The sequence below is a fragment of the Roseibium algae genome (assembly GCF_037783265.1).
GTDB classification, from domain to species: Bacteria; Pseudomonadota; Alphaproteobacteria; order Rhizobiales; family Stappiaceae; genus Roseibium; species Roseibium algae.
This window is the reverse complement of record NZ_JBAKIA010000002.1, coordinates 320,228-340,193: the sequence shown is the minus strand read 5'-3', so window position 1 is coordinate 340,193 and position 19,966 is coordinate 320,228. Positions and strand designations below refer to the sequence as shown.

The 19,966-nt window shown below is 53.5% G+C and carries 16 protein-coding genes; 11 read left to right on the top strand and 5 right to left on the bottom strand.

Translation table 11 applies throughout. The features are described from left to right. Window positions 1–106 precede the first annotated feature (106 nt). The 7 genes from V6575_RS05240 (at window position 107) to V6575_RS05210 (ending at window position 7,155) form a co-directional block, all read left to right on the top strand. Window positions 107–745, top strand: a complete 639-nt coding sequence (locus V6575_RS05240) for a DsbA family protein (protein WP_340273067.1) — start codon at window positions 107–109, stop codon at window positions 743–745. A 102-nt stretch (window positions 746–847) separates the two neighbouring features. Then, window positions 848–4,306 (top strand): chromosome segregation protein SMC, encoded by a 3,459-nt coding sequence (gene smc / locus V6575_RS05235; RefSeq protein WP_340273065.1) that lies wholly within the window; start codon window positions 848–850, stop codon window positions 4,304–4,306. A 207-nt stretch (window positions 4,307–4,513) separates the two neighbouring features. Then, window positions 4,514–4,903 carry an AtpZ/AtpI family protein gene (locus tag V6575_RS05230; protein WP_340273064.1) on the top strand — a complete coding sequence of 130 codons (390 nt, stop codon included), beginning with the start codon at window positions 4,514–4,516 and terminating at the stop codon, window positions 4,901–4,903. 58 nt (window positions 4,904–4,961) lie between these two features. Further along, entirely contained in the window at window positions 4,962–5,711 is a 750-nt protein-coding gene (locus V6575_RS05225) for a F0F1 ATP synthase subunit A (protein WP_340273061.1), read from the top strand. Window positions 5,712–5,792: 81 nt separating this feature from the next. After that, window positions 5,793–6,017: a F0F1 ATP synthase subunit C gene (locus V6575_RS05220; protein ID WP_340273060.1), complete on the top strand. Its 225-nt coding sequence runs from the start codon at window positions 5,793–5,795 to the stop codon at window positions 6,015–6,017. A gap of 87 nt (window positions 6,018–6,104) precedes the next feature. Further along, window positions 6,105–6,665 (top strand): F0F1 ATP synthase subunit B, encoded by a 561-nt coding sequence (locus V6575_RS05215; RefSeq protein WP_340273059.1) that lies wholly within the window; start codon window positions 6,105–6,107, stop codon window positions 6,663–6,665. Between the two features lie 10 nt (window positions 6,666–6,675). Further along, window positions 6,676–7,155: a F0F1 ATP synthase subunit B gene (locus V6575_RS05210; protein ID WP_340273058.1), complete on the top strand. Its 480-nt coding sequence runs from the start codon at window positions 6,676–6,678 to the stop codon at window positions 7,153–7,155. A gap of 111 nt (window positions 7,156–7,266) precedes the next feature. Here V6575_RS05210 and V6575_RS05205 read toward each other — a convergent pair whose 3' ends face one another. Beyond that, window positions 7,267–7,920: a ribonuclease HII gene (locus tag V6575_RS05205; protein WP_340273056.1), complete on the bottom strand. Its 654-nt coding sequence runs from the start codon at window positions 7,918–7,920 to the stop codon at window positions 7,267–7,269. Window positions 7,921–7,963: 43 nt separating this feature from the next. Continuing rightward, window positions 7,964–9,082, bottom strand: coding sequence for a PA0069 family radical SAM protein (locus V6575_RS05200; RefSeq protein WP_340273353.1), 1,119 nt, complete (start codon window positions 9,080–9,082; stop codon window positions 7,964–7,966). A gap of 130 nt (window positions 9,083–9,212) precedes the next feature. Between V6575_RS05200 and V6575_RS05195 the strand changes: the two genes are divergently transcribed. Beyond that, complete coding sequence (locus V6575_RS05195) at window positions 9,213–9,905, top strand: glycosyltransferase (protein WP_340273055.1); 693 nt, start codon at window positions 9,213–9,215, stop codon at window positions 9,903–9,905. 31 nt (window positions 9,906–9,936) lie between these two features. Here the strand turns inward: V6575_RS05195 and V6575_RS05190 are convergent, their stop codons facing one another. Next, the gene (locus tag V6575_RS05190; RefSeq protein ID WP_340273054.1) at window positions 9,937–10,716 is read right to left on the bottom strand and encodes a Stf0 family sulfotransferase; all 780 of its coding nucleotides are present in this window, start codon (window positions 10,714–10,716) and stop codon (window positions 9,937–9,939) included. Between the two features lie 69 nt (window positions 10,717–10,785). After that, on the bottom strand, window positions 10,786–11,349 hold the full coding sequence (gene moaB / locus V6575_RS05185) for a molybdenum cofactor biosynthesis protein B (protein ID WP_340273053.1): 564 nt from the start codon (window positions 11,347–11,349) through the stop codon (window positions 10,786–10,788). 248 nt (window positions 11,350–11,597) lie between these two features. Here moaB and V6575_RS05180 point away from each other — a divergent pair, with 248 nt between their 5' ends. From V6575_RS05180 to V6575_RS05170, 3 genes are all read left to right on the top strand, one after another. Next, on the top strand, window positions 11,598–12,830 hold the full coding sequence (locus V6575_RS05180; RefSeq protein ID WP_340273051.1) for an aminotransferase-like domain-containing protein: 1,233 nt from the start codon (window positions 11,598–11,600) through the stop codon (window positions 12,828–12,830). A 230-nt stretch (window positions 12,831–13,060) separates the two neighbouring features. Continuing rightward, window positions 13,061–15,355 carry an NADP-dependent malic enzyme gene (locus tag V6575_RS05175; RefSeq protein ID WP_340273050.1) on the top strand — a complete coding sequence of 765 codons (2,295 nt, stop codon included), beginning with the start codon at window positions 13,061–13,063 and terminating at the stop codon, window positions 15,353–15,355. A gap of 436 nt (window positions 15,356–15,791) precedes the next feature. Beyond that, complete coding sequence (locus V6575_RS05170) at window positions 15,792–17,096, top strand: DEAD/DEAH box helicase (RefSeq protein ID WP_340273049.1); 1,305 nt, start codon at window positions 15,792–15,794, stop codon at window positions 17,094–17,096. Window positions 17,097–17,925: 829 nt separating this feature from the next. On the opposite strand, the gene V6575_RS05165 is transcribed toward V6575_RS05170, so the two are convergent. Continuing rightward, window positions 17,926–19,602, bottom strand: a complete 1,677-nt coding sequence (locus tag V6575_RS05165) for an electron transfer flavoprotein-ubiquinone oxidoreductase (protein ID WP_340273048.1) — start codon at window positions 19,600–19,602, stop codon at window positions 17,926–17,928. Window positions 19,603–19,966: the final 364 nt, after the last annotated feature.

Here is a 19,966-nt window from a genome sequence, read left to right as displayed (position 1 = left end):
GTTTTGTTGAGTTGACGAAACAGACGCTAGTATGCACTTCACTGGTTTAACGCAGGTACAGTTCAACTTGCGCTCAAGAGAAGAAATGTAGGACAGGATACCGCTCGTGACGTTTTCCCGCAGAAACCTCCTTCAGGCCGCATCCGGCTTTGCGCTTGCCGCAGGCCTTGCTTCGGTGCCTGGTATTGCTTTGGCTCAAAACGTTGATCTGGATGACCTGCTCATCCCTGGTCCGCTCGGCGACAAGATCCTTGGGTCTGAAGATGCGCCCGTCACGATCGTTGAATATGCGTCCATGACTTGTGGCCACTGTGCCAATTTTCACAAGACAACCTACCCGGCCTTGAAAAAGGACTACGTGGAGACTGGCAAGGTTCGTTTTATTTTCCGCGAATTTCCGTTGGATGCCGTCGCTTCCGCTGCTTTCATGTTGGCACGTAGCGCGCCTGAGGATAAATATTTTGAAATCATCGACATCATGTTCGAACAGCAGCGCAGCTGGGCCTTCACAGACAATCCTTATAATTCCCTGTTGAATTTCTCAAAGCAAATTGGATTTACACAGGAGACCTTCGAGGAAGCCTTGACAAACCAGGGCTTGCTTGACGCAGTGAACGCTGTGCGGGAACGTGGTGCAAATGAGTTTGGCGTCAATTCTACGCCTACATTCTTTATCAACGGCGAAAAGCACTCTGGGGCGCTGTCGATTGAGCAGATGGGTGAGATCATCGAAGAACAGCTTTGATTTTCCGGTTGAGACCGGGAGACGGCTTTTTGACGAGTATTTGATACTCGGCTTTCTCCAATTAACGTCATCGGCGCTGGCTACTGCCTGGCAGGTGCGCCGATGAAGTTCTCCAAACTCCGTGTTGTCGGTTTCAAGTCTTTTGTTGAACCGATGGAATTTGTCATCGGCAAAGGCCTGACCGGTGTGGTCGGGCCAAATGGCTGTGGTAAATCCAATCTCGTCGAGGCTCTGCGTTGGGTCATGGGCGAGAATTCCTATAAGAACATGCGTGCGTCCGGCATGGATGACGTCATATTTTCCGGGTCCCTGAATCGGCCCGCGCGCAACACTGCCGAAGTCACACTGTTTCTCGACAACCAGGATCGCACCGCGCCGACAGCGTTCAATGCTGCCGATACGCTCGAAGTTAGCCGCAGGATCGAGCGCGAGTCTGGCTCCAATTACAAGATCAATGCGCGTGATGTACGGGCACGGGATGTCCAACTCCTGTTTGCCGATGCATCAACCGGTGCGCGTTCGCCTGCCATGGTTCGGCAAGGACAGATTGGCGAGTTGATTTCGGCAAAGCCTACATCGCGGCGAAAAATCCTTGAAGAGGCAGCAGGTATTTCCGGTCTTCATAGCCGCCGCAAGGAAGCTGAAATTCGGCTCCGTGCGGCTGAACAGAACCTTGAGCGGCTCGAAGATGTTCTGGTCCAGATTGATGGACAACTGGACAGTTTGCGGCGTCAATCTCGTCAAGCGTCCCGATACCGCAATTTGTCTTCCGAAATCCGTGCCGCTGAAGCCTCTATTCTCTATCTGCGCTGGAATGAAGCCGTCGCTGTCCTCGCGGAAGCGGAAGGTCACTATAATACCGCACAGAAGCAGGTGGCTGATGCGACCGGCCTGCAGGCGGAAAGCGCACGTGTGCAGGCCATTGCTGCGCATAAGCTTCCCGAAATGCGTGATGGAGCGGTTGCTTCAGGTGTTGTTTTGCAGCGCCTTGTGATTGCCCGTAACGAGCTGGATTCTGAAGAGCGGAGAGTTAAGGAAAAGCTACAGGATCTGGAACGGCGACTGGTGCAGCTCGGCGAGGATGCGCGCCGTGAGCAGCAGATGGTCTCTGAAAATGACGAGGTCCTGGAGCGTCTTGCTGAAGAGCGCACGGAACTTGCTGAAGAGAATGAAACGGTTGTTGAGCGCGCTGAACTGGCGCGTGAACAAGTTCTAGTGCTTGGAGAAAGCCTAGCGGCGCATGAGACGGAGCTGACGGAGACGACGGCTGCCCAAGCGCGGGCCACAGCGGAACGTCAGCAACTTGAACGACAGGTATCTGATGCCCGTCAACGAGCAGAGCGACTTTCCGCTCAGGCAGCCGAAGCACGAACAAACCTGGACATGCTGAACGCTGAAATGGCCAGGCAAGACGGCATGATTGAGCGCCAAGAAGCCGTTGAGCTGGCAGAAGAAATGCTATTGGAAGCAGAAACAGCCGTCGAGCTTGCTGAGCAGCGGACCAGAGAGGCTCGGGAGGTCGAGCAACTGGCGCGCGGTCCTGTTGCTGAGGCTGAGAAGGCATTGTCAGCCTATGAAACAGAAGCACGAACCCTCGAAAAAGTCCTGAGCGTTTCCCTTGGCGGTGAATGGCGGCCAGTTGTCGATCAGCTGAAGGTTGCCCCAGGGTTTGAAACGGCTCTGGGTGCGGCGTTGGGTGAAGATCTTGACGCCCCTACAGACGAGCGATCTCCGGTGCGCTGGGGTCATGTGACTACGGATGCTGGTGATCCGGATTTGCCGGATGGAGCGCAGTCTCTGGCGGAGCAAGTCGACGCACCAGCGCAATTGTCACGTAGGCTTGGTCAAATCGGCCTTGTCGATGCAGAAGATGGTCTGCGCTTGCAACAGGAATTGAAGCCGGGGCAGCGGCTGGTCTCACGTCAAGGCGATCTTTGGCGGTGGGATGGCTTTGTCATTGGTGCTGAGGCTCCAACACCCGCAGCGCAGCGCCTTGCTCAGAAAAACCGTCTTGCTGAATTGTCGGACACAATCGAGACAGCACGGATCGTTGCCGATGATACCCGCGCGAGGCTGGAACAAGCCGCGCAAGCAGTTCGTGGTGCTGTTGATGCAGAGCAAGGCACCAAGGGGCAGATTCGTGATGTCCAGAAGTCTCTTGTAGCTGCGCGTGAAGCACTCGTTGCCGCAGAAAGGGCTTTGTCACAATTGGCGGCGAGGAAAACCGCGGCTGAAGAGAAATTTGAACGTCTTGGCGAGGAGGCTTCTGAGGCTCTTGAAGTCAAGGTGGAGGCGGAAGAGGCGCTTGAATGTGCTCCCGCAGTGATAGGCTTTGAGACTGAAATCATGCGGTTACAGAGTGAGGTGGCCCAAGCGCGGGCTGCTCTTGCGGAGGCTCGTGCCGTTTCGGAAGGCATCTCGCGCGAGCAGCAGATGCGCGACCGTCGAATGGAGGCCATCGCCCGTGAGTATGACAGCTGGAAAACCCGCGCAGCCAATGCTGCTCAGCAAATCTCCGTCTTGCAGGAACGCCAGCAGGAAGCGGCCGAAGAACGGGAGGTGCTGATTGAGGCACCAGAGGAAATTGAACTGAAGCGGCGCGAGCTGTTTAGCCAGATTGCAAATGCCGAGGAAGCCAAAAAGCAGAAAGATGATGAGCTGCTGCAGGCTGAAACCGATCTGGCCGAAATCGATCGTGTGTCAAGGGCGGCCCTTGAGGGGCTTGCGGGTGCGCGTGAGGAGAAAATTCGAGCTGAGGAACGGCTGGAAGCGGCCCGCCAGAGAAAATTGGCTATCGAGACTCGGATTGATGATGATTTGGAAGTATCAGTGTCGCAGTTGCCCGAGATTGCGGGTTTGAAGGACGGTGCGCCTCTGCCGAACCCTGATGCCACAGAACGCAAGCTGGACCGTCTCAAGTCAGAGCGTGAGCGCCTCGGCGGGGTGAATCTCAGGGCAGAAGAAGAGCTGCGCGAGATAGATGATCAAAAAACCAAACTGACCAGTGAGCGGGATGATCTGATTGAAGCGATTCGCCGTTTGCGGACGGGCATATCAAATTTGAACAAGGAAGCTCGCGAGCGGCTTTTGGCGTCTTTCGAAGTGGTGAATGATCACTTTCAAAGGTTGTTCACGCATTTGTTTGGCGGCGGAACAGCGGAGCTAAAGCTGGTTGATTCTGATGATCCGCTGGACGCGGGACTGGAAATTATAGCTCGTCCGCCTGGTAAAAAGCCCCAAACCATGACGCTTCTGTCTGGTGGGGAGCAGGCCTTGACCGCTATGGCTCTCATCTTTGCCGTGTTCCTGACAAATCCGGCGCCGATCTGCGTGCTTGATGAGGTCGACGCACCGTTAGATGACGCCAATGTTGAGCGGTATTGCGACTTGCTAGAGGAGATGTCCCGGCGCACGGATACTCGCTTTGTGGTGATCACCCACAACCCGATTACCATGTCCAGAATGAGCCGTTTGTTCGGGGTCACCATGGCCGAACGCGGTGTCTCTCAGCTTGTTTCTGTCGATCTGGAAACGGCAGAACGATTTCTGGAAGTGGTTTAGCCGAACGAATTCGGCGGTGCATTGCATCAAAGGCCATTCGACTTAGGTCTGTCAAAACCGGATGAGCTATAAAAATTATAATCAAATCAAATATTTAACGGCTCTGTGGCTGTTCTTGACAGGGGGAGGGGTGCCGACTATGGTGCGCGCGGCTTACGGGGGTAGACCGATGGCCGGATCTGAACGCTATATAGGTGCTGGGGACTGATGAACGACTCTGCACAAAATGGCGAAAATTCAGACCGGAAGAAGGAACAACCGGAAGCTGGACTGTCTGATAGGCGGGACCAGCTAAATCGGATGCTGGATGACCGGCGCAAGGCTGAACAAGTCGCTGCGACCAAGTCAAACAGCAGCACATCCGGCTACGGTCAGGCGATGAAACTCTCATCTGAGTTTATTGCCGGGATTGTTGTCGGATGCGGGATTGGCTGGCTTCTTGATCAGTGGCTTGGGACGACTCCATTCGGGTTAATCGTCTTTTTGTTGCTGGGCTTTGTCGCTGGGGTCTTGAATGTTCTAAGGTCGGCGGGTTATGTCGCAGAACCGGAAAACAAGATTCGTTCCGACAAACCGAATGAAGACGGTTCCGAATAGAATTTGCGTCTGCGCATTTTGCGCACCCTTGAAATGAACGAGCGAAGAAGGTTGACCGGTGGCGAACGATCCGATCCATCAGTTCCAAATCCAGAAACTTTTCCCGATTGAAGTCGGGGGAATGGATTTATCTTTCACCAACTCTTCCCTGTTCATGGTTCTCACCGTGGCAGCGGCGTCTGCATTCCTGATCTTCACGACCAGTGGTCGTGGCTTGGTTCCAGGTCGTATGCAGTCGGTTTCGGAGATGGCATACGAATTCGTTGCAAATATGCTCCGAAGTTCTGCCGGAACCGAGGGGATGCGTTTTTTCCCTATGGTGTTTTCCCTGTTCATGTTCATCCTTGTGGCGAACCTGTTTGGGATGTTCCCTTACTTCTTCACGATCACAAGCCACATCATTGTAACGTTTGCATTGTCGATGGTCGTGATCCTGACTGTAACAATCTACGGCTTTATGCGTCATGGATTGAAGTTCTTCGGTCTCTTCGTGCCTTCGGGCGTTCCGGCTGCCTTGATCCCTATCGTGGCGCCGATTGAAGTGATTTCCTTTCTCTCTCGTCCGGTTAGCCTGTCTGTTCGTCTCTTTGCGAACATGCTGGCCGGCCACATCACCTTGAAAGTGTTCGCAGGCTTTATCGTAAGTCTGAGTGCCATGGGCGCGGTCGGCATTTTCGGTGCAATTCTTCCACTTGGTATGACGGTGGCGCTGACAGCGCTGGAATTCCTCGTTGCCTTCCTGCAGGCCTATGTCTTTACAGTCTTGACCTGCATGTACCTGAACGACGCTATTCATCCGTCACACTAAGTGAAACAAGCTCATGCGGTGGCCACGTGGACATCGCCTGGTGAGATAATCTGCAAAAACACAAATCTAGGAGCACGTGTCATGGAAGCAGAAGCAGCAAAGTACATCGGCGCCGGTATCGCATGCCTCGGCATGGGCGGTGCGGCAATTGCACTCGGCAACATCTTCGGCAGCTATCTGTCTGGCGCATTGCGCAACCCAACAGCAGCTGATGGTCAGTTCGGGCGTCTGGTTTTCGGCTTCGCCGTTACAGAAGCTCTGGGCATCTTCTCCCTGCTGATCGCCCTTCTTCTCCTTTTCGCTTAATCAATCGCTAGTTAATAGCGAACTTGATGCGACGACTCCGGTGGCGGCGCTTGTATGCGCCGCCTTACCGGGATTTGGAGACAGGAAATGGCAAGCCCAACACATTCGCCTACAGCAGGCACACACGAACTGATTGATGTGCCTGCTGCTGAGCATGGCGCAGGCTTTCCGCCGTTCGACAGTTCGACGTTCGCTTCACAGATTCTGTGGCTGGCCATCACCTTCGGCCTGTTCTACTGGATCATCAAGAACGTTGCGCTTCCTCGGATTGCGGGCATTCTTGAAGATCGTAAAGATCGTATCGCTGGTGATCTTGCCGAGGCAAATCGCCTGAAGCAGGAAACAGACGCAGCCATTGCTGCTTACGAACAAGCTCTGACTGAAGCACGCAACAAGGCTCATGGCATAGCCCATGACACGCGGACCAAGCTCAAGGCTGACCAGGAAGCACGTCGGGAAAAAGCGGAAGCCGAATTGGTGAAAAAGCTGACGGCTGCTGAAACGCATATCGCGGACATCAAGACCGAAGCCCTGTCACAGATTGGTGAAATCGCAGGAGAAACAACCACGGCCCTCGTTGAGGCGTTGATGGGAAAAGCTCCGACGAAAGCTGATCTGAATAAGGCGCTTAAGTCGGCGATGAACTGAGGAGACGACGATGGATGCTACTTTTTGGGCCTTCGTTGGTCTCGTTCTGTTTCTTGCAGCTATGGCTTGGATCAAAATTCCAGCCAAGATTGGCAAGTCTCTTGATGATCGCGCTGACGCCATTCGCAAAGAACTCGACGAAGCTCGTAAGCTTCGTGAAGAAGCTCAGTCGCTTCTGTCTGAGTATCAACGCAAGCGTCATGAAGCTGAAGGTGAAGCTGAGGCGATTATCGCTGAAGCCACGCATGAAGCTGAGCGTCTGACGGTTGAAACCAATCAGGCTCTTGAAGATATGATTGCTCGTCGCTCAAAGGCGGCAGAAGACAAGATTGCTCAGGCTGAAACACAGGCTATTGCCGAAGTTCGCGCAAGCGCCGCTGACATCGCAACCGCTGCTGCCGAGCAGATCCTGACCGCAAAGGTTAAGGATAAGGTTGCTGATGACATCCTGTCCAAGAGCATTGCTCAGGTAAAAGAAAAGCTGAACTGATCCTTTCAAGGATTGGGTTCGAGAAAAGCGGCCTCTGGGCCGCTTTTTTTATGTCTGCGGTAACGCCATTTATTATGAAGGCTGGTTCAAGTTGTCTGGCGACCCGCCCGATCAGGTCATTGCATCGCGGATAGGGCGGAAGGACATACGGTGGTGGGGACAAGGACCAAGTTTTTTGAGGGCGGCCTGATGAACCGGCACTCCATAGCCCTTATGCTGTGCAAAGCCGTATCCCGGCGCTAGCCCATCCAGCCGAACCATCATCCTGTCCCGGAGCACCTTTGCGATGATAGAGGCTGCAGCGATACACAGGCACCGGCCGTCGCCCTTGATCAGGCTCTGTCCAGCTTGCTCCAGGCCGGGCGGAATGTCGCGCCCATCAATTAGCACTATTCGTGGTTTGACCGCCAGTGCGTTCACAGCGCGAACCATTGCCTGCAAGGTTGCTGCGCGGATGTTTTGATCATCAATAGTTTGCGCAGAGGCGCTGGCAATCCCGACTTGAGAGCTAGCCATAATTTGATCGAACAGTATCTCCCGGCGGGCCTCGGTAAGCTTTTTGGAGTCATTCAGGCCTTTGGGAATATTTTTGTAGTCAAGGATAACAGCTGCCGTGACCACTGGCCCGGCCCACGGGCCCCGCCCGGCTTCGTCAACACCGGCAATCAGTCCGTCAAACTGCTTGGCACGTTTGCGTTCGAGCCTTAGGTCCGGAGCATCTCCGAACCGAAGGTCGAGAAGAGAAGGTGAGATATCTTTGCTCATTATTAGATTCTGTCCCTGCACGACCTTTCACGCAAGAGCTGACCTAGAACAGATCGAGTTGCACCCCGCCTTTTTGTGGCGCGACGAACAGATCTGAATTCAGTTTTCGTCTGCGGGTGTTCAGCCCAACTCTCTTGGCACAAAGCTGAAAGCGTCTGGCGATCTGCTCTGCATAAGGGCCAGTGCCACGCATCCGTTCGCCCCACTTGGCGTCATAATCCTTACCGTCTCTCATGGACCGTATCAGGCTCATCACATGCCGATAGCGACCAGGCTGTTCCCGCACCAGCCAGTCACGAAACAGCTGGGAGACTTCGAGTGGCAGTCGAAGCAATATGAAACCGGCTTCATCTGCACCATGTTCGGCTGCCGCCTCAAGGATTGCCTCCAATTCACTATCAGTCAGCGCGGGTATAACCGGTGCGATCATGACGGATGTTGGAATGCCCGCATCGCTCAAGGCTTTGACCGCTGACAGCCGTTTGTGTGGGGCTGAGGCGCGCGGCTCCATGGTCCGGCACAATTTCCGGTCAAGGGTGGTGATGGACAGGGCAACCTTGGCCAGGTTCCGCTCTGCCATTCGCGCCAGGATGTCAAGATCGCGTTGGACAAGAGAAGACTTTGTCACGATTGCGACAGGATGGTGATAACGGTCCAGAACCTCAAGGATTTCGGGCATCAATTTATAGCCGCGCTCAATGGGCTGATAGGGATCCGTGTTGGTACCAATTGCGATAGGCTTGGGAATGTAACCAGGCCGTGACAATTCGCGTTCCAAAAGTTCAGCGGCATTGGGTTTGGCAAAAAGCCGGGTTTCAAAGTCCAGACCTGGAGACAGGCCCATGAAGGCGTGGCTCGGGCGCGCGAAACAATAGATACAGCCGTGCTCACAACCGCGATAAGGGTTGATGGAGCGGTCGAAAGAGATGTCCGGTGAAGAATTTCGTGTGATGACAGTCCGCGCCCGTTCTTCCTGCACGATGGTCTGGAACGGCGGCAAATCTTCATGAATGTTCCATCCGTCGTCAACGCTCTCTGTGGTTAGAGATTCGAACCTCCCACTCATGTTCAATCCTGCTGCGCGGCCACGCCTGCGGCCTTCCGGAATAGTGTTTCCCGAGTGTTTTGCGCTCTCAGGTTGTGTATTTGAATCGGATGCCATATCGACATTCAGTACCATCTGGCTAATCCATGCATTGCATAAAGAACATAATAGGAACATTAGCCCAAATTATCGATAAAACAAGCTGGTTGTCTCGCCATTCGGGATAAAACTCGTTAGAAATAACACTATGATTAGCGTCATCGTTCCGACATTGAACTCTGAAGCCGACTTGGCTCATACACTTGCTGCTCTGGTTTCAGCCGCGGCTGAAGGTGTTGTGCGTGAAGTGGTGGTCATCGATGGTGGGTCCAGTGACAATACCGAACGCGTCGCAGATGCTGCAGGTTGTGATTGGCATGAGGTCGTGGGCCCCAAAAGCGCGCGCCTTGCAGCCGGTGCCGGACTTTCTCGGCGCGGAGATTGGCTTCTGTTCCTCTCAGCTGACACTGTGCTGGACACGGGTTGGCACCATGAAGTTCAAACCTTCATCGAGAGGGCTGAACGTGCAGGCAGTGCTGATCGTACAGCGGCAGCATTCAAACTTCGGTTTGAAAGTTTCGGAATAGGTGCGCGGATTTCGGAATATCTGGCGACACTACGTTGCCAGATGCTTGGAATGCCTCACGGCAATCAGGGCTTGCTGATTTCGCGCCGGTTTTACAAAGCCCTTGGTGGATATCGGCCTTTGCCAGAAATGGAAGACCTTGATTTGGTTAAGCGTATCGGTCGCACGCGTCTGGTTTTCCTGCGCTCTGCGGCTGTGTGCTCTGGCCGTCCCGAAGAGGCGAGTAACGGCTCGACACTGCGGAAATCTATTGCTCGGTTCTGTGTCAGTATATTGAGACTTCCTCCAAGCCTGCTGCTACGCCTGCACGGTTGACGACGTTCGCCTCGACAAGTCCAAACATCATTCAGGCGATTTGATTTTTGTGCCGGAAACGTTCTACCCAAACAGCGCTTGTTTCATCTGCTAGTTTTGCGACGGGCGGCTTAATGCCGTTGGCGGCCTCACCACTTAATCCAAGTCGGACAAGTACATCCCGTAAGGTCCCGGAAGGGGCCGCGGATAGGGTGTTATAAGCGATACGATGTGGTTCGATGCCTTGCCTGCCGAACCAAGTGGTCCAGTCCCTTTCGTATGACGAAAATTGGTCGTAGCAGGCTTTGATCTTTGAACCGTCATAAAAGGGTTCGCGAGGCGGCGAGAGGCGTTCCAGCTCTGTGCCGTCTGATGACTTGTGCCAGAGCCCGCTCTGCTCTGTTTTAACATAGGACACGGCTTGCTGAACTTTGTCGGGGCGGGTGAGATAGATGAAGAGCGTGCGTCCAAACGTTTCCTGAATGCGGTCCAGATCGCTGTTCTTACCAGGGTGCAGAGCTTTAAGTTTCTGAAGGAAAAAATCGACGCTATGTCTTTGCAGCCTCAGCCCGAAGACACCGGTGCCGTTGGTGCCCCTTTCGTGAGCTGCGCGCAAAACCCGTGCCAGGCTCTCGGCTTCTGTCTCCATAGAACCGGCTTCGAGCCCGAAATACTTGAGCCAACTGGATAAAGATGGCTCGTGAAAATAGGATCGCGGAGCGCCGGAAACGCCGGTTGCTGCGAGCAGCTTGCAAAGCAGTGTGCTGCCGCTGCGCGGAGAGGTGCAGATCACATAGGACTCAAATTCAGCTATAGGTCTTTCAGAAATCATAGGAATTCAAAACGAACCGCCATTTATACTGCGCCATTGCAGCAAGGATGTGACGGCCAAAGTCCTCATCTAGACATTAATCTTCTGCAATTTCCCTCGCTTCAGATGCTCATCAAGCCGTGGCATGATTTCCACGAAGTTGCAGGGCATGTGGCGATAGTCGAGCTGGAATTTGAGGATGCAATCCCAAGCGTCTTTGCAGGCTCCAGGCGATCCCGGCAGAGCAAAGATGTAGGTCGCACCGGCGACGCCTCCTGTGGCTCGTGACTGGATCGTTGAGGTGCCGATTTTATCATAGGAAATCCGGTGAAAGACTTCTGAAAAGCCATCCATACGCTTTTCAAATAGCGGCTCAATGGCCTCCGGAGTGACGTCGCGTCCTGTGAAGCCGGTGCCGCCTGTTGAGATGATCACATCCACGCCCTTATCCTCAATCCATGCGCGTACGATCGCCTGAATGGCTGGAACGTCATCTGTCACGATCTTTCTGTCTGCGAGCGTGTGACCGGCCTTCTCAAGACGATCTGTCAGCGTTGAACCGGACCTGTCTTCTTCCAGGCTGCGAGTGTCCGAAACAGTCAGAACAGCAATGTTGAGCGGAATGAACGGACGGCTGTCGTCGATGCGGGTCATGGGTGATCTCCTTGGCTTCGACATATAGTGGATGGCCAGGACAGTGTCGATGAATGTGACAAATGCCGGTTAGTAGCGTCACATTCATGAAGTCTGAGATCGGATCTAAAGTTACAAAAAATCGGAATTTGGAGAAATAAGTGAAAATAATAGGTCAGTATTATTGACCTTTAATTTCGTTTGTGATTTATCCGGTTCAACAAATGTCGATGGGAAAATCCAGGCGGCCAAAATCGGAAGGAAACGTCATGCAGAACTGGAGCCAATTGTTTGCAACCCGGGCTGACCGGATGGTGGCCTCCGAGATCCGCGAACTTTTGAAGGTGCTGGATCAGCCGGAGATGATTTCCTTTGCTGGCGGCATTCCCGATCCGGCGCTCTTTCCTGCTGAAGAGTTCAAGGCGGCATATCAGGAACTGTTCGAGCAGGATGACCATCAAGCTGCACTGCAATACTCAGTTAGTGAAGGCTATAAGCCGTTGCGGAAGTGGATCTCCGGGCGGATGGCGCTGCAGGGGATCGCTTGCTCTGAAGATAATATTCTGATCACATCAGGTGCTCAGCAGGCACTGGATTATCTTGGCAAGTTGTTTTTATCGGCGGGCGATACAGCCCTTGTTGGTTGGCCGACCTATCTTGGTGCACTGCAGGCGTTCAATGCTTATGAGCCTGCCTATCAGCGCCTTGATGCGCATGGCAATCGCTCTGTGAAGGACTATCAGGCAAAGGCTAAATCTTCAGGCGGTACTGTCAAATTCGCATATGCATCGACCGATTTCGCCAATCCGACAGGCCAAACGCTGACTTTGCACGAGCGCAAGGGGATTCTTGATCTTGCGGAGCAGCTGGACATTGCAGTCATTGAAGACGCGCCCTATCAGTGCCTGCGTTTTGAAGGTAAGGCTCTGCCATCTCTGCTTGAACTTGATATTGCCAGATCCGGCGATATCGAGGCAACGCGGACGATTTATTGCGGCAGCTTTTCCAAGACGCTGTCTCCGGGCCTGCGTCTTGGCTGGGTCTGTGCAGCCACACCTGTCATTCATCAGATGGTTCTCATCAAACAGGCTGCGGATCTGAACTCATCGACGATCAATCAGATGGTCATGACAAAGGTTGCTGAAAGCTGCTTCGACGAACATGTTGAAAAGATATGCGTCGTTTATAAGGAGCGCCGTGATCATATGATCGCTGCTCTTGCTAGCCATATGCCGGAAGGTGTTACGTGGAGCAGGCCGGAAGGTGGCATGTTCATCTGGGTCGAATTGCCCGAAAATATGGATGCTGCAGCGATTTTGAAGACGTCTTTGGAGGTCGCGAACGTCGCATTTGTTCCAGGCCATGCCTTTTTCGCTGACAGGTCCGGTCGAAATTGCATGCGGCTCAACTTCACATCGTGCGGGCCTGATAAGATTGAGACCGGTATCTCTCGCTTGGGGCGGTTGTTGGCTGATTTGATCAGCAGTGGGTCCGTGACCTAGGAGCTGAATGCCTGATCTGGACACATGCTGCGCATTTTCTGTGGCATAATCTCACTGGCATGGTGCTGTTTTTACTTCTTCGGGTTCTCATTTCGAGGCGTGCCGGGTACACCAATGAGACATTTGTCTCGTCCTTACCTCAAGTCTGCTGAAACAGTGCTTTTGTCAGCATACTTTTGGATTAATTCGGACCAGAGGCTGAACCGCTATCGGAAAGGCTGCAGATACCCATGAGCGACAATAAGACCGCCGACAGCGATCTCACTGAGGCAGCACTCTATTTTCATAAGCACCCAAGGCCGGGAAAGCTTGAAATTCAGGCGACCAAACCGCTGGGAAACCAGCGGGATTTGGCGCTAGCCTATTCTCCCGGTGTTGCGGCACCTTGTCTGGAAATTGCCAAGGACCCGGCGACTGCCGCGGATTATACCGCTCGGGCCAATCTGGTTGGCGTGATCTCCAACGGCACGGCTGTTTTAGGGCTGGGTGCCATTGGTCCTTTGGCCTCCAAGCCTGTGATGGAGGGCAAGGCGGTCCTCTTCAAGAAATTTGCTGGCATTGATGTCTTTGACATTGAAGTCGACGAGCTGGATGTCGACCGGTTCGTGGATGCGGTCGCAGTACTTGAGCCGACTTTTGGCGGCATCAACCTTGAAGACATCAAGGCGCCTGAGTGTTTTCAGATTGAAGCCAAGCTTCGCGAACGGATGAACATTCCGGTCTTTCATGATGATCAACACGGCACGGCGATTATTGTAGGCGCGGCCATTCGCAACGGCTTGGAGTTGGCTGGCAAGAAGTTGTCGGAAGCCAAGGTCGTTGCCTCAGGGGCTGGGGCTGCAGCGCTTGCTTGCCTGAACATGCTCGTCTCGCTTGGCGTTAAACGCGAAAATATATGGATCTCCGACATTGAAGGTGTCGTCTATGAGGGCCGTGAAGCCTTGATGGATGAGTGGAAGTCTAAATTTGCCCAGAAGACCGACAAGCGAACCCTGAATGAAATTATTGAGGGAGCTGACGTGTTCCTCGGCCTGTCTGCCGCTGGCGTGCTGAAGCCTGAGATGGTGGCTCGGATGGGCTCTGGTCCGTTGATCCTGGCGCTTGCCAATCCGAACCCGGAAATCATGCCCGAAGATGCAGAGGCTGTGCGCTCTGATGTTGTCATGTGCACCGGCCGTTCCGATTATCCGAACCAGGTCAACAACGTCCTCTGTTTCCCTTATATTTTCCGTGGTGCACTGGATGTTGGTGCGACGTCGATCAATGAAGAGATGAAGCATGCGGCTGTTGAGGCTATTGCTGAGCTGGCTAAAGAAGAGCCATCTGACATTGCAGCGCGTGCCTATGGTGGTGCAACTGAAACGTTTGGCCCCAAATATCTGATTCCGTCGCCATTCGATCCGCGTCTGATTTTGCGCATAGCGCCAGCTGTAGCAAAGGCTGCAATGGCGACCGGGGTTGCCACGCGCCCTATCGAGGATTTTGATGCCTATCTGGATCGTTTGAACCGGTTTGTGTTCCGCTCCGGGTTGATCATGAAGCCGATTATCCAGGCTGCCAGTCAGGATCCACAGCGGATTATTTATGCAGAAGGCGAAGATGAACGCGTTCTGCGTGCAGCTCAGGTTCTGCTGGAAGACAAGGTCGCCATTCCTGTCCTTGTCGGTCGTCCTGATGTTCTCAAAAGCCGTTGCGAGCGCTTCGGCCTCAAGATCCGGCCCGGCGATGACTTTGAGTTCATCAACCCTCAGGACGATCCCCGGTATCGGGATTACGTCGACGAGTATTTTGCCTGTGTCGGCCGTCAAGGCTTGCCGCCGGATGCAGCCCGAACGATTGTCCGTACGAACTCAACTGTTATCGCGGCCCTAGCCGTGCGGCGCGGCGATGCGGATGCTGTGATTTGCGGGCTTGAAGGCCGGTTCATTCGCCACTTGCGCGATATTCGCCAGATCATCGGTATGCGGGAAGGCGTCAAGGATCTCTCCGCACTGTCTTTGCTGATCAACAGCCGAGGGGCGATGTTCCTGTCGGATACATTCGTCAGTGAAGATCCAACCTCGGAAGAACTGGCCGAAATGGCAATGCTGGCCGCTGAAGAGATCCATCGGTTTGGCATTGAGCCTCGGGTCGCTCTCCTGTCTTTGTCCAACTTCGGATCGCGGGTCACTGCGTCATCACGCAAGATGCGCGATGCGCTCCACATTCTGTGGGATCGTTGCCCTGAACTGGAAGTTGATGGCGAGATGCATGGCGATTCCGCATTGAATGTCGCATTGCGGCAGCGGGTCATGCCAGACAGCAAGCTGAAAGGTGAAGCGAACCTCTTGCTGTTCCCGAACCTGGATGCAGCCAACATCGCTTTGAATCTCTTGAAGGTGGCGACCTCTGCCTTGCATGTTGGGCCGATCCTTCTAGGAACTGCCAAGCCTGCACATGTTCTGACGCCATCGGTCACTTCCAGAGGTGTTGTGAACATGTCGGCTCTTGCGAGTGTTGAAGCACAGAAAAAAGCTGAAGGCTGACTTGCCTGAAATGGATGTCTGGCGCGGCCTTCAGGTAATGACTTGAAGGCCGCGTATTATTGTACTCTGCTCCATCCAGTCTGGTGCGATTGGCGTTAGGTCTTGACATTTTACAGTTCAGGGCAGATACGGAGGCAGACTTTATCCGGCTGCCGCGTGAGCAGTCCGCCCTCGATGAACTCCTGACCAGCCAAAGGTTGGTTCGGAGACGAAGCGCAAGATAAGGTAAAGCCGGCTCCTCCCGAGAAGGTGATGTTTTTCCAAGTTCCCATTTCACGCGGGGTTCTGACGGCAATTGCCGCCTTTTGAAGGACAGTTCGGTCCAGGGCGCAGCGTTGTCGCAACCGCTATACGGCTCACGTGGTCCCAAGGGGCCATGAGGGGTCTGGCATGCCATTGCGTCAAATGCGCGTGGTGCCACTACAAAGGTAGAAACTTGACAGATTTCAAATCGCTTGGCCTTTCCGAGCAACTTCTAAAGGCCATCGAGGCTAACGGCTATGAAACGCCTACGCCAATTCAGCGTGACGCCATTCCCTACATTCTTAAGGGTGAAGACCTGATGGGTCTTGCCCAGACAGGCACCGGAAAGACTGCTGCATTCGGTCTACCGTTGATCGAACAGCTTTTGTCCAATCCAAAGGCGCCAGCTCTGAAGGGCACGCGCGCATTGATCCTTGCGCCAACCCGTGAGCTGGTCAACCAGATTGCTCAAAATCTAATCTCATTCGTTCGTGGAACACCTATTCGCGTTGCTTCTGTCGTTGGTGGTGTGTCCATCAATGGTCAGATCAAGCGCCTTGCCCGTGGCACTGATATCCTTGTTGCAACGCCTGGCCGTTTGCTTGACCTGGTTGACCGCGAAGCCGTTCGTTTGAACTCTGCGTCTTTCCTGGTTCTGGACGAAGCCGATCAAATGCTTGATCTGGGCTTTATCCATGCGCTTCGCAAGATTTCAGGCCTTGTTGCCAAGGAGCGCCAGACGCTCTTGTTCTCGGCGACCATGCCGAAGCAGATTGCCGATCTGGCCAAGTCTTACTTGAAAGACCCTGTCCGCGTTGAAGTTGCCAATGCTGGTAAAACAGCTGACAAGATCACCCAGTCTGTGCACTTCATGGATCAGAAAGCCAAAACAGACTTTCTGATTAATCTGATGAGCACGCGTCCGGACGATCTTTCGCTTGTTTTCTGTCGTACCAAGCATGGTGCCGAGCGATTGATGAAGCGTTTGGTCAGCAGTGGTATTTCCGCAGGCTCGATCCATGGCAACAAGAGCCAGAACCAGCGTGACCGTGCGATCAAGGGTTTGAAAGACGGAAGTCTGAAGGTTCTTGTCGCAACAGATGTTGCAGCCCGTGGGATTGATATTCCAGGCGTGAGCCATGTTTACAATTTCGAATTGCCTGAAGTTGCTGAAGCCTATGTTCACCGTATCGGTCGTACGGCGCGTGCCGGTGCTGATGGTGATGCGATTGCTCTTTGTGCTCCAGAGGAAATCGGCCTGTTTCGTCAGATCGAAAAGCTCATCAATATTACGATTGATGTTGCAAGCGGTGATGTTCCTGCTGAAAGTCGGGCGGTTTCGCCTCGCAGTGGTCGCGGTGGCGGCGGCAACCGAGATCGTCGCAATGGCGGTGGCGGCAACGGCAAATCTTCGAAGAAGGGATTCGGCGGGCCTGGTGGCAATGACAATGCCAATCGGGGACGTCGCCCACAGCGTGGTCGTCGCTCTGCTGCCTAGTTGATTGCAGCAAGTTTACAATTCTGAGAAATACAAAAAGGCGCGTTTGCAAGGCAATCGCGCCTTTACTTTTACGTAAGGTGAACTGGCGTTGTGCGCTGGTATGCGATTTACATGGTGCACCTATGCTTTTTGATCTTATTTGCTTTGAATGGTTGTATCTTGTTGTATTATAAGGGGTATTATTGCTTTGAATATTTTTCCATTAGGTGAAGTAATATGTTGACCTTTCCGTAAACGTAATCTATAAACACCCTCATCGGCGACCCGGTGCAAGTCTTAAGCAGAACAATCTGCTTGCGGTTCTTCCCAATACGGAAGGTATCGATAAGAGGCTGCTGAATTCCGAGGTCGTTTGCGTTCGTGAAAAACAGGTAACGATCCATGGCTCCCATCGGGCCAAGGGGTGAATTTGGCCAAATTCACCATTTCGGATCATTGGGCGTGAAATCAGGGGTTCAGAGGTTTTCAAATTTAGGAAACCCGAACAGTGCGGGCCTGCTAAGCGTTTCAAATGGACGAGAAGTCCTGTTTGGTTCGACGCGAAAAACCTTGTGGTAGCGGATGATGCATCTGTCTTTGCGAATAGAAGGGCCTTGAGTCCACGGCGTATCGACAGCTGCAATTGACCGCAACTGGCGTTCAGTTCCCCATAGGATTGAGGGCCGGATGAATCCCATCGTCCGCAAGTTGACGGCGTCGGACCTCATAGTCCGGCGCCGTTGGGCGTTTAATCACAAAATAAACAAATCGATCTTGGCGATTTCATGGGGCGCTTGCTTTGTCATAGACGCTAGGCCTCAGTATGAGAGCACAACAGGTCCCCTCTTTACATGTTTGGATAGTTAGGACCGCCAGCTCCCTCGGGAACAGTCCAGGTGATGTTGCCATTCGGGTCTTTGATGTCACAGGTTTTGCAGTGAACGCAGTTTTGCGAATTGATCTGGAACCGAGGAGCAGACTCGGCTTCTTCGACCCACTCATAAACACCTGCCGGGCAGTATCGGTTCGAGGGCCCCGCAAAAACGTCAAGCTCTGACAGCTTCTGTAGAGTTTCGTCTTTTACTTTCAGATGTATTGGCTGGTCTTCTTCGTGATTTGTGTTGGACAGGAACACGGAAGAAAGCTTGTCAAAGGACACAACGCCATCAGGCTTGGGGTAGTCGATCCGCTTGCAGTCCTTGGCAGGTTTCAGAGTGTTTGCATCGCTCTTGCCGTGCTTCATGGTGCCGAAGAAGGAAAAGCCAAACAGTTCGTTCGTCCACATATCGAGGCCACCAAGAGCGACGCCGACAATCGTGCCAAATTTTGACCAAAGCGGCTTCACGTTCCGCACATTTTTCAAGTCTCTGCCGATTGGACTTGATTTCCAAGCTGCATCATATCCTGTCAATTCGGCATTTTCCTCGCCCCTGGCCAAGGCTGACATGACCTCTTCTGCTGCCAGCATGCCAGACAGCATGGCGTTATGAGATCCCTTGATACGCGGCACATTCACTAAGCCTGCCGAGCAGCCCATGATCAGGCCGCCTGGGAAAGAAAGCTTTGGAACGGACTGATAGCCGCCCTCTGTGATTGCTCGTGCGCCGTAGGAAATACGCTTGCCGCCTTCGAATGTCTCGCAAATGGCCGGGTGGGTCTTGAAGCGTTGGAATTCGTCAAATGGCGAAAGCCACGGGTTATCATAATTGAGGTGTACAACGAAGCCGACGACGACCTGATTGTCTTCCAGGTGATACAGGAAAGAGCCGCCGCCGGTCTTGCCGCCCAGTGGCCAGCCGAAGGAATGCTGAACCAGGCCTTCATTGTGTTTGGAAGGATCAACCTGCCAGAGTTCCTTGATGCCGATCCCGAATTTGGCGAAGTCACTGTCCTGGTCGAGATCGAATTTCTCGATCAGTTCCTTGGCAAGTGATCCGCGGGCACCTTCGCCGATCAGGACGTATTTTCCGCGAAGTTCCATGCCGCGGGTGAATTGCGCATTTGGCTTGCCGTCGCGGCCGATCCCCATGTCACCTGTTGCGACGCCCACAACGCGCCCTGCGTCGTCATAGAGGACTTCAGCGGCGGCAAACCCCGGATAGATTTCAACGCCAAGTGCTTCCGCTTTTTCTGCTAGCCAACGGCAGACGTTGCCCAGCGAAACAATGTAATTGCCGTGATTGTTCATCAGTTTCGGCATGAACAGGTTTGGTAGACGAATAGAGCCCGCCGGGCCAAGGACCAGGAAATGGTCGGCTTTCACGGGCGTTTTGATCGGAGTGTCTTCTGTCCGCCACTCAGGCAACAATTGATCAATTGCTATCGGGTCGATTACAGCGCCTGAAAGAATATGCGCACCGACTTCGGAACCTTTTTCCAGAACAACAACGCTGATTTCCTCGCCCTTGTCAGCAGCGATTTGCTTCAGGCGTATGGCGGCTGCGAGGCCCGCTGGCCCTGCTCCGACGATGACAACGTCAACGTCCATGCTTTCGCGCTCGCCAAGTGCGTCCTGTTCCGACATCTGGTTCTCCCTCATGCGCACCGGATTGCCCGGAGCGTATCCTCAATGCATCTCTTCCTGATCCGAAATACGACATATATCATCGGATTTTCTAGATCCTGGCAAAAATTCTGGTTGCCCATCCACTCTTTGGGGGACATAGCCCCAACTCTCTATGTTTAGTCAAGATGCGGCCTTCCGTTTACGTAACGTGTATGCACGCGTAGTGTTGTTACTGGGTGCTTCATTTCCGCGCGGTGTAATCCTTAGAAAACCTTGGGAAAGGCTGTTGGGGAGAATCGTTGGACAAGTTGGGCTGCTGCAGTGTGCAACGCATGCAGAGCCTTTGTTTTTCCCGTGCCAGTCGCTAAGTTGCCGTTTGGAG